Annotated in this window: 15 protein-coding genes; 6 read left to right on the top strand and 9 right to left on the bottom strand. The window is 40.8% G+C overall.

The window, feature by feature from the left end:
- Positions 1-34: 34 nt before the first annotated feature.
- Genes H8B21_RS16885 through H8B21_RS16875 form a run of 3 tightly spaced genes read right to left on the bottom strand, consistent with a single transcriptional unit; the run spans position 35 to position 3,043 of the window.
- Positions 35-1,552, bottom strand: a complete 1,518-nt coding sequence (locus tag H8B21_RS16885) for an MATE family efflux transporter (protein ID WP_317170407.1) — start codon at positions 1,550-1,552, stop codon at positions 35-37.
- A 5-nt stretch (positions 1,553-1,557) separates the two neighbouring features.
- On the bottom strand, positions 1,558-1,836 hold the full coding sequence (locus H8B21_RS16880; RefSeq protein WP_190315026.1) for an acylphosphatase: 279 nt from the start codon (positions 1,834-1,836) through the stop codon (positions 1,558-1,560).
- A 37-nt stretch (positions 1,837-1,873) separates the two neighbouring features.
- Entirely contained in the window at positions 1,874-3,043 is a 1,170-nt protein-coding gene (locus tag H8B21_RS16875; protein WP_190315025.1) for an amidohydrolase family protein, read from the bottom strand.
- A 271-nt stretch (positions 3,044-3,314) separates the two neighbouring features.
- Here H8B21_RS16875 and H8B21_RS16870 point away from each other — a divergent pair, with 271 nt between their 5' ends.
- Genes H8B21_RS16870 through H8B21_RS16860 form a run of 3 tightly spaced genes read left to right on the top strand, consistent with a single transcriptional unit; the run spans position 3,315 to position 6,360 of the window.
- Positions 3,315-5,480 carry a TonB-dependent receptor gene (locus H8B21_RS16870; protein ID WP_190315023.1) on the top strand — a complete coding sequence of 722 codons (2,166 nt, stop codon included), beginning with the start codon at positions 3,315-3,317 and terminating at the stop codon, positions 5,478-5,480.
- A 54-nt stretch (positions 5,481-5,534) separates the two neighbouring features.
- Entirely contained in the window at positions 5,535-5,981 is a 447-nt protein-coding gene (gene dtd / locus H8B21_RS16865) for a D-aminoacyl-tRNA deacylase (RefSeq protein ID WP_190315022.1), read from the top strand.
- Positions 5,982-6,033: 52 nt separating this feature from the next.
- Positions 6,034-6,360 carry a nucleotide pyrophosphohydrolase gene (locus H8B21_RS16860; protein ID WP_190315020.1) on the top strand — a complete coding sequence of 109 codons (327 nt, stop codon included), beginning with the start codon at positions 6,034-6,036 and terminating at the stop codon, positions 6,358-6,360.
- Here the strand turns inward: H8B21_RS16860 and H8B21_RS16855 are convergent.
- Positions 6,352-7,119: an endonuclease/exonuclease/phosphatase family protein gene (locus H8B21_RS16855; RefSeq protein ID WP_190315018.1), complete on the bottom strand. Its 768-nt coding sequence runs from the start codon at positions 7,117-7,119 to the stop codon at positions 6,352-6,354. The two genes, H8B21_RS16860 and H8B21_RS16855, sit on opposite strands and share 9 nt — an antisense overlap.
- A 67-nt stretch (positions 7,120-7,186) precedes the next feature.
- Between H8B21_RS16855 and ggt the strand changes: the two genes are divergently transcribed.
- Positions 7,187-8,884 (top strand): gamma-glutamyltransferase, encoded by a 1,698-nt coding sequence (ggt, locus tag H8B21_RS16850; protein ID WP_190315017.1) that lies wholly within the window; start codon positions 7,187-7,189, stop codon positions 8,882-8,884.
- A gap of 10 nt (positions 8,885-8,894) precedes the next feature.
- Here ggt and rmuC read toward each other — a convergent pair whose 3' ends face one another.
- Positions 8,895-10,211 (bottom strand): DNA recombination protein RmuC, encoded by a 1,317-nt coding sequence (gene rmuC, locus H8B21_RS16845; protein ID WP_190315016.1) that lies wholly within the window; start codon positions 10,209-10,211, stop codon positions 8,895-8,897.
- 11 nt (positions 10,212-10,222) lie between these two features.
- A complete protein-coding gene (locus tag H8B21_RS16840) occupies positions 10,223-11,410 on the bottom strand; it encodes a formimidoylglutamase (protein WP_190315014.1) in 1,188 nt (395 codons plus the stop codon).
- A gap of 151 nt (positions 11,411-11,561) precedes the next feature.
- On the opposite strand from H8B21_RS16840, the gene H8B21_RS16835 reads away from it, so the two are divergent.
- Together H8B21_RS16835 and H8B21_RS16830 are read left to right on the top strand one after the other, a co-directional pair.
- Positions 11,562-12,536, top strand: coding sequence for an SDR family NAD(P)-dependent oxidoreductase (locus H8B21_RS16835; RefSeq protein ID WP_190315013.1), 975 nt, complete (start codon positions 11,562-11,564; stop codon positions 12,534-12,536).
- On the top strand, positions 12,533-13,828 hold the full coding sequence (locus H8B21_RS16830) for an HAD-IB family phosphatase (RefSeq protein WP_190315011.1): 1,296 nt from the start codon (positions 12,533-12,535) through the stop codon (positions 13,826-13,828). Before H8B21_RS16835 ends, H8B21_RS16830 begins: the two co-directional genes overlap by 4 nt.
- Here H8B21_RS16830 and H8B21_RS16825 read toward each other — a convergent pair.
- The 3 genes from H8B21_RS16825 to H8B21_RS16815 all read right to left on the bottom strand — a co-directional run bounded on the left by H8B21_RS16825 (position 13,809) and on the right by H8B21_RS16815 (position 15,708).
- The gene (locus H8B21_RS16825; RefSeq protein WP_190315009.1) at positions 13,809-14,381 is read right to left on the bottom strand and encodes a 5-formyltetrahydrofolate cyclo-ligase; all 573 of its coding nucleotides are present in this window, start codon (positions 14,379-14,381) and stop codon (positions 13,809-13,811) included. The two genes, H8B21_RS16830 and H8B21_RS16825, sit on opposite strands and share 20 nt — an antisense overlap.
- 73 nt (positions 14,382-14,454) lie before the next feature.
- Positions 14,455-15,015 carry an elongation factor P gene (gene efp / locus H8B21_RS16820; RefSeq protein WP_148920148.1) on the bottom strand — a complete coding sequence of 187 codons (561 nt, stop codon included), beginning with the start codon at positions 15,013-15,015 and terminating at the stop codon, positions 14,455-14,457.
- A 48-nt stretch (positions 15,016-15,063) separates the two neighbouring features.
- Positions 15,064-15,708 carry an ABC transporter ATP-binding protein gene (locus H8B21_RS16815; protein WP_190315008.1) on the bottom strand — a complete coding sequence of 215 codons (645 nt, stop codon included), beginning with the start codon at positions 15,706-15,708 and terminating at the stop codon, positions 15,064-15,066.

Raw genomic sequence — 15,708 nt, 5'->3', positions numbered from 1 at the left:
ATTAGGTAACGGCATTCGATCATCAAACGCTACATTATTTCAAATTATTTTTCCGTTGTAACAGCAATTGTTCTATATTCTTCCTTTCCGAAAAAACAATCGCTATACTGAAAAGCAACAGCAATCCGTTGCCTATCCAGAAGTTGCTATTAAAAATAAAAAAACTAACCAGAGAGACACCTAAACCACTCATAAGATAAAGAATTATTTTTAGGAAATGGTAGGGTATTGGATAATATTTCTGTCCCCAAAAAAGAGATAATCCGATCATCACCAAATAGGCAGTAGTGGTTGTAGCAACGGCCCCTGGATAGGAATAAATGGGAATCAACAGGAAATTCAAGGCGATCGTCACCAGCGCACCGGTCAAGGATATATATAAGGCAAACCGTGTCTGGTCGGTCAGTTTGTACCAAACAGATAGGTTCATATAGATTCCTAATAATACAAAGTTTAAAAGTATGAATGGCACGACTTTGAGTCCTGTCCAGTAGATATCCGGTTGCAGTTCATTTCCTCTGATAAAATCCTTGAGCCAATCCAAGTTGACGGTAATACCCACCATGACCAATACCATCAACATCACAAAGTACTCCATAATCTTGGCATACGTACGGCGGGCATTTTCATTCTTGGCGTACGAAAAAAAGAATGGTTCTGCTCCCAATCGGAAAGCTGTTACAAATAAATTCAGGAAAACAGCAATCTTGGTTACCGCAGCATATATTCCTAATTCCGTTTTCCCATATTCTCCAGGCAACAATTTCGGAAAAAACATTTTGTCCAGGTTCTCATTGAGAATAAACGATATATTGGCAATCAAAATAGGAAAACTATAAACCAACATACTTTTCATAAGGGGTCTGTCGATACGCAATCTTAATGTCAATATCTCTGGCGTTAATAGAAGCAACGTAAGCACACTCGCTAACAAATTGGAAAGAAAAACATATCCGATCCACCCCTCCTGAAACCAGCCCGCAGCAAAATCTGCCCAAAAAGCAGACGATTTTGTCCAATCAGGTAAATAAACGATAAAAAATAAATTAGAAAACAGCGTTACGAAAATATTGATAAATTTCAGAGAACTATACCGGATAGGGCGTCCCTGTGCCCGTAGCTTGGCAAAAGGCACGACTGCCAATGCATCTGCCACGAGGATAAATACAAAATATTGGATGTACTTGGTATATTCCTCCGATCGACCACCATCCGCAAACCAAGCTGTTATCGGATCAATAAAAACAAAAACCGAAATCAGCAATAATAATGATGTCATCAACGTCACTACAAAACTGTTATCGAAAACTCTTTGTTTATCTTTCGGATCGACTTTTTGTAAAAATCGAAAATAGGTAGTTTCCATTCCAAATGCCAGAATAGCATTTAACATCGAAACCCAGGCATATAGATTAGAATATAAACCATATACCGCCGCATCTTTAAATTTGCGAAGATAGATGGGCGTCATCAAAAAACTAAGCATCCGGGAAACAATGGTCGTAAAACCATATATTACCGTATCACTTACAAATTTTTTGACGGAAGACACAACGGCTATCTTTTCTTTTTATTGACATCAAAATTCTTAAAACCTTGAAAGGTTCCCTCAACAGACCTTACTTCAGCAACCTCGGCTCGATCAGGGCCCTCATGGCAAAATTCTAATAAAGCCTCTAGTGCAAAGGTATCACCTTCGGCTTCTATATATACTGTGCCATCAGGCTGATTCATAACGAATCCTTTTATCCCAAGCTGATCTGCAACCGCTTTACACGTTGCACGATAGTATACGCCCTGTACCTTGCCCGTAACAGTAATATTCAGATGTTTCATTCTTACGGTCAAAGGTACAGAAGAAAAAGGAAAGATGCTAAGCTATTCTTTTCAACGTGACCCGCTCCGTTAGTCGTAGATTGTTCATACCTTCCAACAGCACTAAACCAGGTGTTTTACCAACTTCAATAGATCCTAGCTGATCGGAGAGCCCCAGTACTTCCGCACCATTAATCGTTGCCCACGGTAGTATTTGCAAGAAGTCCAATTGGCTGAAATGCGAGGAGATCACCTTCAATTCCTCCAAGATATCAAGCGTGTCGTTGGACGCCAAGCTGTCAGTACCAACTACCATTCGACTTTGGTTCGGAACAAAATTGAGTATTTTAGGCAATTTACCTTCAATATATAAATTTGATTTTGGACAGACACAAAAGTACACATCTCTACCTAACCGTTCGATAAAATCAATATCCTTTAGAGACATGTACGTATTATGGATCAACATCAGTGGGTTGTTCTTTGGCAAATGTGCGAGATAAGATTGGATGGAATTCCTTGCCTGCGCTTTGAATGAATCTGCATTCAATCCCATTTCTTCATAAAAATCAAGGAACTCCCCTTGCCTATAACGATAGAGCTTATTCTCTTCCTCGCTCTCCTGATTGTGGACACTTAGTATATTATCCTCGCTCACGAGTTTACGAAATGCTTTAAACAATTCTTTTGAGCACGAATAAGGGGCATGTGGCGTAATAGAGGCATGATTGGCATCAAAGTAAAATTCGACATCACGTGCCTTATCTACCCGGACTTGTATATCTTCTTTCGTCATCGCCATGACCTCTACAAACGTATGGTATTTTATCTGGCTACTTGACTTTGTTTTCGCTGACAATTCTGTATTAACGTGATCTCCCACAGCTTGGATACCGTTATTATACATCGTTTCGTCTGCAGCTTCGATCTTCGCCAAAATATCTTTTTCTTTTGCGGTACGTTGTTTCATTACATCCGCCAAAAAACGCGGTAGCCCCGTTCCTTTTTTTGTTTTACCCAGCATGTGGGATAATTCAATATGGCAATGGGCATTGACAAAGCCCGGTATCAGGACCCCATCGTAAAACTCTTTCTTCACATTCGATACGGCTGGATCTGTTTCTTCATAGACACCCTTAATCACACCAGTTTTATCAATCGCAACGACACCTTTTCTCATGAAATTCCCTTTGACAGGAATCACAATGCTTGCTGAAATATACCTCATTTAACTAATTGAACTATTTTGTTATTTGAATAATAGAATCAAAAATGACGCCATAATTTGAGAATATCAAATTAATCTTTACTTTTGCGCTATCGAATAGGGGTGCCTTGTTGTTTGAACACAAAGACGGGCTGAGATTATACCCAGTCTCGCGATTAAGTGAGACGCACCTGATCCAGATAATGCTGGCGTAGGGAAAGGTTAGTTAAATAATAGGCTATTGCTAACCCCTGGTAATAGTATGTTTAACTTAGTTTAATTATTTTTTTTTATGTTAAAACATGAAATTATAACCGTGGTTATGCTTTTCGCAGCATTCTTCGCCTTTGGGCAAAAGTCGGACACCGTTCGTGTGCTCGACGAAGTACAAGTCATGGCAACACGAGCGGGGGTTAATGCTGCCACAACGTACAAAAACCTATCAAAAGAAGATATCAAGCGGAGTAATTTGGGACAGGATATTCCATATTTACTTGATCAAACACCTTCCGTCGTTATTGGCTCGGATGCTGGTGCGGGAATCGGCTATACCAATATGACCATCCGGGGATCGGACAATCAGCGCATCAATGTTACCCTAAATGGCATCCCCTTGAATGATGCGGAGAGTATGGGTTCTTTTTTTGTAAACCTCCCGGATTTCGCATCAAGTACAGAAAGCATTCAGATCCAACGTGGTATAGGAACTTCGACCAACGGCGCAGGAGCTTTCGGCGCCTCACTTAATATCCAATCGGATGCTATAGAGCCGAGTCCATACGCTGAACTTAATAACAGCTTTGGTTCCTATAATACGTGGAAAAATACCATTAAAGTCGGTTCTGGATTAATCGATGACAAATTTGCTTTTAATACGCGACTATCAAAAATTAGCTCGGATGGGTATATTGACCGAGCTTCCTCTGATTTGAAATCTTTCTATATCGACGCGGGATACTATGGTGAAAAACATCACCTGAAAGCTACCGTATTCTCCGGTAAGGAGAAAACCTATCAGGCTTGGAATGGTGTGCCGGAAGATTTCCTAACAACAAATAGACGCTATAATGGCTTTGAATACGAAAACCAGACGGACAACTACACCCAAACACACCATCACTTGCATTACAATTACTTTGCAACGGAGCGTACTACGCTAAATATGGCTTTACATTATACACGCGGCGCAGGTTATTATGAAGAATTCAAAGAAGATGAATCATTTGCCGGGTATGGCTTTTCTCCGATCGAAATTGGCGGCACAACTATCGACAGAACGGACCTAGCCCGTCGTCGTTGGCTGGACAACTACTTTTACGGAACGGTATTTTCGGTAACACATAAGCTCAACGAAAACCACGACTTCATTTTTGGCGGAGGAGCCAATCAGTACCGCGGCGACCACTACGGCGAAGTGATCTGGGCGCAATATGCTTCGAACAGCGAGCTGGGCGATAAGTACTACCTTAACGATGCAGAGAAAAATGACGTCAATTTCTATAGTAAATGGAATGCCAAATTTGGTGCGATGCGCCTGTATACCGATTTGCAATATCGCTTTGTCGACTATACATTCGAAGGATATAACCATAACTTGGAACTGGCAGATGTAAATGTAAAGCATCATTTCTTCAATCCGAAAATTGGGGCTACCTATCTCTTGTCGCCAACCTCAAATATCTACGCTTCTTATGCTTTTGGCAATAAGGAACCTGTCCGTGATGACTACGTTGAATCGTCGCCAAATGCACGTCCGAAACCTGAACACATGCACAATATCGAAGCTGGATATCGGTTGAGACGGGAATCATTGAACGTAGGCGCCAACGTATATGGTATGTTTTATAAAGATCAGCTGATTGCAAGCGGACAAATAAACGATGTAGGCGCTGTTATACGGGAAAACGTGCCCCATAGCTACCGCATGGGGGTGGAGCTAGATGCTGCATGGCAAATATCCGAGCAGTTCAGATGGCAAGCAACAGCTGCCCTAAGCGAGAACAAAATCAAAAATTACACGAAATACTTCGATGTAATGGACGAAGACGGAAATTACCTAGATGCACCACAAGTAGAGCAGCATTATCGCTCCACCAATATCTCCTTTTCGCCATCGGTCATTCTGTCCAATGCGTTCTCGTACTCGCCGATACAGGCACTGGAATTCGCCCTTACCAGCAAATACGTATCAAGACAATATCTGGACAACACACAGTCGAAAGACCGTAAAGTAGATCCTTTCTTTGTAAACAACTTGCGCATGCGCTATAGCTTCTCTCTACTGGGAATCAAAAACATCGATGCGAACCTCGCTGTCAATAATATTCTCAACGAAAAATATGTATCACACGGTTATACATACGGCGGCATTACGCCTACCGGAGAACATATTGACTACAACTTCTATTTTCCGCAGGCCGAAACAAACTTCCTGTTCGGTTTCAATATCCGATTTTAAGAAAGTAGTGGCAAAGAACTTTTGCCACTACTATTTTTATTTTTATTTTGCACCATGCGAGCAGTTATACAACGGGTTACACAAGCCTCGTGTACGGTAGATGGTATATGTACAGGAGAAATTAAGCAAGGATTATTGGTATTACTTGGGGTAGAAGAAGATGACACAGAGAAAGAAGCCGAATGGTTGGCTCAAAAATTGGTCAATCTTCGTATTTTTTCTGATGACACCGGCTTGATGAATAAGTCTGTTCAAGATATAAAGGGCAACATTCTCCTGATATCTCAATTTACGTTGATCGCACAGACCAAGAAAGGCAATCGTCCTTCTTTCATCCGAGCAGCAAAACCCGATAAGGCAGAACCGTTATATCAAGGCATGGCCGAACGTCTATCGACACTATTGGACAAACAGGTACAGTTGGGCATTTTCGGAGCAGATATGAAAATCGACTTGCGTAACGATGGACCTGTAACGATCATCTTGGACACAAAGGAATAAAGACGCCTCGTAACTAGTTACGGATTACGAACAACAAATAAGAAAAAAGGATATGACCATAAAAGAAGCACAAGACATCGTAGATAAATGGATTAACAGCACAGGTGTGCGTTATTTTAACGAGCTAACAAATACCGCCATGCTGATGGAAGAAGTAGGTGAAGTAGCCCGAATTATGGCTCGGCAATATGGCGAACAATCGTTTAAGAAATCGGATAAAGAAGTCAACCTAGCAGATGAGATGGCCGATGTGCTATTTGTACTTATCTGTCTTGCTAATCAGACAGGCATAGACCTTACCGATGCACTGCAAAAGAACTTGGAAAAGAAATCCATTCGCGATGCGGATCGACATAAAAATAACGAGAAATTACTGTAGCGTTAACTCTATTTCGGCAAATACGGGCAAATGATCGGAAGCATACGTTTCGGAGACTGTTTTATAAGTCTTCCAGTTGAATTTTGTTTGTTTTCCAACCATAATATAATCGATTTCATTTTTTGCTCTGGTATTTGGATGTGTAGGGCCATTCGTTGTTGTATTTCGGACAAATTGTTCTTCCAAAATTTTAATCGTCTCATCAGTAGGTTTCGCATTGAAATCTCCAACAAGAACTAAAGGATTTTCTATTCTGGCACCTAATTCTTTTATGTAGTTTGCTTGCGCCACTTTATTTTTTGCTTTTAAGTCCAAATGCGTATTGGCAAAAGACAGCACTTTACCATTAGGTAATTCCACATCGACGATAGCTAACGATCTATTTTCACTTTTTTCTACCATGGGTAAATCATAGCGTTTATTACCAACAATTTTATGCTTCGTGAGGATTAACGTGCCATATTCGCCTTCTTCTAAATCGATACCCTTGGAGAAAAAATAGTGCATTCCTGTCAAATCTGCCAACTCCTTCGCTTGATCTACCATTTGCGAACGTGAGACACGGACATCTACTTCCTGTATACCTACAACATCAGCATCAGCGGTTTTAATAACTTCCGCTATGCGAGGCAAATCAATCTTATTCGGATGTGCCGGCGGATTACCATGATGTATGTTATAAGTTAATATGCGAACGGATTGTGCGTGGAGCGTGACGAAAAAAACACAACATATAATGGTTGAGAAAAATGTTTTCATGGCATCTAAGTTAGGCAAAAAAACATTTTTAATCTATATTTACCTGAGATAAACTGTTTTTGTCGCCATGAAGTTACTTTCTACTATCTTTTTTATCACCTTATTTTTAATAGGTTCTTATCCTAAAGCACAAGAAAAAACTGAAGTAGTTGCTACACAAGAATTTAACCATGCAGCCGTAGTTACCGCTCATCCCCTAGCTTCTCAGATTGGCATAGATATACTAAAAGAAGGAGGCAACGCGGTTGATGCTGCTGTTGCCATACAATTTGCCCTCGCTGTGGTTTACCCGAATGCGGGGAATATTGGGGGAGGCGGTTTTATGGTATACCGTGATAAGGATGGCCATGTTACGTCACTCGACTTCCGTGAAAAAGCACCGGAGAAGGCACATCGCGATATGTACCTGGATGAAAAAGGAAACCCCATTACAGATCTCAGCCTTTATGGTCAACTTGCTACAGGTGTACCCGGTTCCGTGGCAGGTATGGACGAAGCGCATAAAAAATATGGCAGCATGCCTTGGAAAGAGCTCATCAATCCCGCCATCAATCTTGCGGAAAAAGGCTTTCCCATCACCGCCCGACAAGCAGGAGAGTTCAATAATTATCAAAAACGATTTAAGAAGTTTAATCCTAATGGTGCCGCCATTATTCGTAACGAAGAATGGAAGCCGGGGGATTTATTTGTACAGACACAGCTTGCAAATACATTAAAGCGAATTGCAGAACAAGGACGAGACGGTTTTTATAAAGGAGAAACAGCTGATTTCATTATTGCCGAAATGAAACGAGGCAATGGCATTATAACGCATGCTGATTTAGCGAACTATAACGCCGTTTGGCGGGAACCCATTATAGGAGCTTATAAAGATTACAAGATTATTTCCATGCCACCTCCTTCCAGTGGTGGCATTGCGCTACTCGCATTACTACAATCGGTAGAACAATACCCCTTACGTGCCTGGGGTTTTCAATCTGATAGCACGGTAAGGGCAATGGTAGAGGCCGAGCGGCGCATATATGCTGATAGAGCATCCTACTTAGGAGATCCTGATTTTTACAATGTACCGGTATCCTATTTAACCGATAAAAAACGTAACCAAAATCGGATGGCAAAAGTAAGCCTAAATAAAGCAACACCCAGTTCCGAAGTAAAAGCTTCATCCATCCCCGGTTATGAATCGGAAGAAACCACCCATTTCAGCATTGTTGACAAGGATGGGAATGCTGTTTCATTGACTACCACCATTAACGGGTCTTATGGCGCTTATGTGTGGGTAGATGGTGCGGGTTTTCTATTAAATAATGAAATGGATGACTTTTCTGTAAAACCGGGAACGCCTAATTTGTACGGTCTACTGGGAGGTAAAGCAAACGCCATAGCACCACATAAAAGGATGTTGAGCGCGATGACGCCCACCATTGTCGAACAGAATGGACAGCTAAAGATGGTTATCGGAACACCGGGTGGATCGACTATCATAACATCCGTGTTTCAAGGTATTCTTAACGTCTTGGAATTTGATATGAGTGCAGAAGAGTCCGTAAATGCGCCTCGTTTTCATCACCAATGGAAACCTGATCGCATTGATGTGGAAGAAAAGGCAATCGCCGAACCTATCCGTAAAAGTATGGAAAACGATGGTTATATTTTTCATCCACGAAGTTCAATAGGTCGTATGGAGAATATTGTCATCCTTCCCAATGGAAAGTTACAAACGGGTGCGGATTCGCGTGGGGATGATGTTGCCGCAGGGTATTGACGTGGCGGCTCTATTCCAGGTATTTTGGGTCGATCTGTTTGTTCGCCTTTGCACCGAGCTGTTTTAGGTTTTCTACTTTCTTAATCACATTTCCGGTACCGGCCGACAGTTTTCGCATAGCTTCTTGATGTTTTTCGGATGCACGTTGCAAATGGGTCTCTAATTGCTGCATATCGTTCAAAAAGCCTACAAACTTATCATATAGTAAACCTGCTTCCTTCGCTATTTCCAAGACATTACGGTTTTGGCGCTCCTGCACCCACACACTTGCAATCGTCCGTAATGTTGCCAACAATGTTGACGGCCCTACAATAACGACCCGCCTGTCCCAAGCGTTGGAAAATAAATCCGATTTTTCCTTAATCGCAACACTTAAAGCAGATTCTATTGGCATAAACAACAAAACAAAATCTGGAGAATGGATGCCATAGAGATCTTGGTAATTCTTTGCCGATAATTGCCGGATATGCGATTCGATAGACTGTACATGTTGACGTAAGTACTGAACTTGTTCTACTTCGTCTTCCTCATTCACCCACCGTTCGTATGCCGTTAAGGATACTTTAGAATCAATAACTAGATGTTTATCATCCGGCAGTAAGACAATAGCATCTGGAATTTTCCGGCTGTTATCTTCATCAAAAACAGCTTGCAATCTATATTCTTGATCTTTTATCAAACCCGAACGCTCCAGTACCCGTTCCAAGATAATTTCGCCCCAATACCCTTGTTTTTTGCTATCCCCTTTCAATGCCCTGGTCAAATTATTCGCTTCATTTTTAATCAGCATACTCTGCTGCATAAGCTGTTCCACGACGCCTTTCAATACATTACGTTCCGCGGCCTCTTGCTGGTAAGTTCGTTCTACTTTTTCTTCAAACGTTTTGATTTTCTCCTTTAACGGTGTAAGTATCTGATCTAAGTGCTGTTGATTGACTGCCGTAAATTTCTGGGTCTTTTCTTCGAGAATCACATTAGCCATGTGCTGAAATTCCAAATGAAACTGCTTTCGCAATTGCTGCATTTCTTCTTGCTGTGTTTGATATTTCTCTTGTTGGGCCTGCAAATACGCATTTGTACTTTCGAGTGTTCGCTCTACGGAAGCCCGTTCTCGTCGCTCAGCTTCCAGTGCTTGCTCAGTTAGTTCTTTTCCTTGTTGTAGTATCCGTTCTCTTTCCTGCACTTTGGTTAGTTCTATTACAGCGGTGTTCTTTTCTTGTTCGACTTGCTGCAACGCGTTTCTCGGTACTTTTTGAGTCTGCAACCAAAGAAGTCCTAAGATGATACAACATAAAACGACAATAATAAGAAGTGATAATATATCCATAGATCCCGTTTCTATTGTAATTTTTGATGGGTTTTCCACCAAAGGTCAGGCATATCACCACCTACAGCTTGCTGATAATCTTCATATCGACATGGTACCCAATAATAGCGCTCGTTGACCGACCTGGAGCCAAAATATGGTACCTGCATCCACCAACGGTCGGATTTCTTACTTTTAACAAAAACCAGCTCGTAATCATCATTTTCTAATGTGGTACGATAAATAATATAAGACGATTTCGGAATAACCGGCGTATCGTTTTTGCGGCTATAAAATCCGTCAATAAAACACCATATCATCTGGGCTACCAGACTACCGGTATGTCCCATAGGATCGAACGTTGGGTTATATTCGTAAAAGCCGATCGACGAACATTTATCTGACATCCCCGCATATCGAGCCAATTGACAAGCCTCATCTCCATATAACCCATTTGGGTTTGCATTAGCGTTGCCCGGCGCTTCCGAAGCTCGTATGGCACTTATATCAAAACTGACCATATCCGCAGCACGAATCAATGGTTCTGCCTGATCAAGTTTCCCTGCCATCATCCCGATACGCATGGTACTGAAAAATAGCTTATCATACATATTAATGGACTCCTTACTTACTAAATAGGTTTGATAGGCTAGGTTACTTAGATTAAAGAGATAGTCCGGTTGATGCAGGATAATATGATTGAGATACGTATTGGAGTTAAGTGGTGTGTTCTCTACGTGATCTTGATCCAAATCAAATCGAGCATCAATAACAGCCACTTCCACGCGTTGTTCTAATCCCTCATAGCCTGTATATTGGGCATAGGTAAGATCCTGCCCCCCGCCTATAATGACAGGCAATATGTCCTGTTTCACCAATTCTTCCACTACGGTTTTCAACGCGATATATGTATCCTGTATCGTGTCGCCGGCTTGAATATTCCCTAAATCAGCAATACGCACATCATAATCGCCTTGATAGAGATTGTAAAAATGTTTTCGTACGGCATTTGGCGACTTCTTCGTCCCCCCGTTGTTAACAGAAGCCCGCTCCTCTTCAACTCCCACTAAGGCTATATGCGGCTTTTTTTCTGAATCTTCTAGATCAGGGAAAGATAACTCATAGGCTTGTATAATTTTTCCAAATTGCGAGTTATAAAAATCAGTGCCAGAACAAAAATCCTGTACCGAGATAGGTGTAAAGAAATCAGCTAAAGACATATTAACAAAGTAAAAGGTTAGAAATTGAAAGTCAAAAGTGAAAGTTTCCACAAATTGTGTAAAGAATAAAAAATACCGGTTTCCTATACTTGCAAACCCAGTATCAATAGGTTATCTTTGGGCGAAGCAATTCAACTACAATTCTACATAGGTGATATTAGTAACAGGAGGAACAGGTTTTTTGGGATCCACATTGATTAAGTTCTTAATCGATGATGGGAACGCTGTTCTAGCGATCAAGCGTGAACAGTCTGAAGTCCCCGAAATACTACGTTCTTCTTCCTTAGTGGAATGGCTGCATGCTGATATAACGGATTATTTTGCTTTAGCGGACGCTTTTAATGGGATAACACAAGTATATCATTGTGCTGCTAAAATATCCTACCAAAAAGAGGACTGGGCGAGTATGCTACATACTAATATTGAGGGTACCAAACACATCGTCAACCTTTGTTTGGAACACGGTGCACGGTTAGTACACGTAAGTTCTATCGCGGCTTTGGGCTCGCCGAAATTGGGTGAATTGATTTCTGAACAGAGTAAATGGGATGATGGTGCAGACCATTCCAAATATGCACGCTCCAAATATGAGAGCGAAATGGAGGTATGGCGCGGTATCATGGAAGGATTGGACGCTATTATCGTCAATCCATCCGTCATTATGGGTGTGGGTCCTGGTAAAAAAGCTTCTGGAGCAATCTTTAACTTAATTCAAAATGGAATAAAAGTATATCCTCCCGGAACAGTGGGCATTGTCGATGTGGAAGATGTTGTCAAAATTATGATACTGTTAATGAATAATCGTGCTATCAGCGGTGAACGTTTTGTACTCAATAGTGAGAACCTCTCCAATAAAAATTTATTGGAACGTATTGCTGCGTTATTAGACAAACCGGCGCCAACGATTAAGGCCATACCTTTTATGCTTAGCATCGCTTGGAGGGTAGCCAAAATTATCGCCTTTTTCAAAGGAGGTCGCCCGGCATTAACACGCGAAACTGCTAAAGCTTCGGCTTCTCATCTGGCCTATTCGAATAAGAAAGTGACCGACACTACAGGATACTGCTTTAAACCCGTTGATTTAACTTTGAAAGAAATGAGTATTGATTTTAAAACTTATAAATGAAGAATTATTACATCATCGATTTCGACAGCACGTTCACACAAGTCGAAGCTTTAGATGAATTAGCAAGAATATCCTTAGAAAACCACCCTGACAGGGATCAAATCTATCAACAAATAGAAGACTATACCAACCTCGCTATGGAAGGAAAGATTTCCTTTCGGGAGAGTCTAACGGGGCGTGTCCAACTCTTGAATGCAAATAAAAGCCATTTGGAAAAACTGGTAACCCATCTGAAAAAAAAGGTTTCCCTATCGTTTGGTCGAAATAAAGAATTTTTTAAAAAACATAAAGATACGGCATTGATTGTGTCGGGTGGATTCAAGGAGTTCATTACGCCCGTCGTAACACCATATCATATCCAGAAAGAAAATATTTATGCCAATACATTCAAGTTTGATAAAGAGGGCAATATTATCGGATATGATGAAAACAATCCGCTTTCGGATGAAGGTGGTAAAGTTAAACTGCTTAACGAACTCAAATTGGACGGCAGGATATTCGGCATTGGTGATGGTTATTCGGATTTCCAGTTAAAGGAATCGGGGCTGATTGAAAAGTTCTTCGCTTTTACGGAGAATATCTCCCGCAAAAGTGTGACGGATAAAGCCGATCACATCACGCCAAGCTTCGATGAGTTCTTATATGTAAATGATCTTCCGCGTGCTATTTCTTATCCTAAAAACCGTATTCTGTGCCTTATAGTGGGTGAAGTTCCAGAAATTGCTGTCCATATTTTAAAAAGGGATGGCTTCTCTGTTCGAGTAAAAGATACCTTCGAAGACAAATACACTAAAGATGTAGGTTTACTTTTGTTAGCTGACGGCATACGTATTGATGACGAACAGCTATCTCAAGCTGACAAATTAAAAACTATTGGCTATCTAGGTGATATAAAAGGATATGTGAGCAAAAAAATATGTACCGAAAAAGGCATTGTCGTCTTCGATGATAAAAAACAGAAAAAACGTAATGCGGAATTTATCCCAAGACGCATGGCAGATTTCATTAACAATGGAGATACCTACATGAGCCGAAACTTCCCAAATTTGATATTGCCTCGCCTTACACAAGCACACCGTCTGTTGCATATTCACAAAAACGTACCGGGTATCATGGCGCAGATAAACAATGTATATGCCGAAAATGACATCAATATCATTTCACAATTTCTAATGACAAAAGGAGAAATTGGCTATGCAGTTACGGATATCCACACCGCATATGATAGAAATGTTTTAAAGCAATTAAAACAGATCGACAACACGATAAAGTTTAGGATATTATATAAGTAAGATTAGGCGTTACCACGATATCCAAAGGTATATCCAAGGGGTCTACATCATCGATTTTTTCGACAGGTGCAAAGAGCGATATCCCTATTTTTTTACAATCAGGTCGACATTTTGCTAAAAAACGGTCGTAAAACCCCTTTCCGTACCCTACCCGGTTGCCTGCTTTGTCTACGATCAATAAGGGCACTAATACGACATCCAATAGTGTTTCGGCTACCGTTTCTCCGTCAACAGGTTCTACAATTCCCCAAACATTTTCTTCTAGCAACACATTATCGGCTAGCAGAAAATGTTTCATAGCGTGGTCTTTCAGTTCAGAACGGCTAATAACAATGTGTATATCGGGATAATATACCCGAATATTTGTTATAAACGACCACATATCTGGCTCGTTTTGTCCCACGATGGGCAAAAACGTGTGGATGTAGTGATTTCCGCTCCAATCAAATTGTAAAAGTTGGTTCAATATGCCGGCATTGAACGAACTGATCTGCGCTTCTGATAGAAGAGAACGTTTTCGTTTATAATTTCTCCGTAGTTCTGCTTTTGTCATACACTCGTTTACAAAAAACGGCCTTGCGCCTGAGAGGCGAACAAGACCGTATAATCAACCTAAACCTAATATTTTATTTTACACGTTCGATATAATCTCCGGTACGCGTATCCACTTTCACTTTATCTCCTTGATTGATGAACAAAGGCACACGAATCTCCACTCCCGTTTCCACCGTTGCATTTTTCAAAGCGTTTGTTGATGTATCACCTTTTACAGCAGGCTCCGTATATGTTATCTCCAATTCGACAGATGCGGGTAGACTTGCCATAATAGGTTCATCGCTTTCAAATGCAACTAACACGTTCATACCCTCTTTCAAAAATCGCGCCGCATCACCGAACAATGCTTTTGGAATGTTAAATTGTTCGTAGGTATTGTTATCCATAACGACGAAGAAATCCGCGTCATCATACAAATACTGATAATCGTTCGTCTCTACACGGGCAATCTCCACCTCTTCGTCTGTTCTAAAGCGGTATTCTACCAATTTACCTGTACGCACATTACGCATTCTCGCTTGATAAAATGCACGCAAATTTCCGGGGGTACGGTGAATATATTCTTCTACGGTAACTAGCTCTCCATTGAAACGAAGTATATTTCCTGATTTTACTTCAGATGCTTTTGACATAACGATATATTTGAGTTTAGTATAACAAAAGTACGAATTATCCACTTCTTATAAAAACGATAATTTCTCCTGTTTATAAGAAATTATATCTATTTGCTCATCACAAAAAGCGTATTCTTTCTCCTGATTGGAAGCTATAATCAATATCCGATCGGCATTGATGGTACGGTCTATCAATGACAGATACCAATCCTCTCCAGCGGCATCCAAATTACTCATAGGTTCATCAAGCAGTACTATACTACTACCTGAACAGCACGCCAATGCCAGCTTAACACGTTGTTTCATCCCCGAAGAGAAAAAACGAATTTCTTTATCCAGGGCTTTTTCTAAATGCAACGTCTTAACAACTTCTTCCAGATTAAATCCGGGAAGGCAGGATTTGAATTTGAAATGAAATGCAATGAGCTCCCTCAGTGTAAACTCTTCAACCAACTCCATGTAAGGAGCTGCAATCGTCAATTGTTGATAAACATTTTCCGGGAGGACAGATTCGGCACTTATATTTTCGTAGGTGATTTTTCCTTCACTCGGTGCAAGACTTCCACAAATCATTTTTAATAATGTAGATTTTCCAGATCCATTTGGTCCCAGTACCGCATATTTTTTGCCGAATGAAAAGGTATAATCTATATGGCGAAAAATCCATTCTCTGTTATACCGTCTACCTAAATTTTGTAAAGTTATACTCAA

The organism is Sphingobacterium chuzhouense (genome assembly GCF_014692525.1).
GTDB classification, from domain to species: Bacteria; Bacteroidota; Bacteroidia; order Sphingobacteriales; family Sphingobacteriaceae; genus Sphingobacterium; species Sphingobacterium chuzhouense.
The sequence above is the reverse complement of the archived record's forward strand: the minus strand, read 5'-3'. Positions and strand labels throughout refer to the sequence as shown.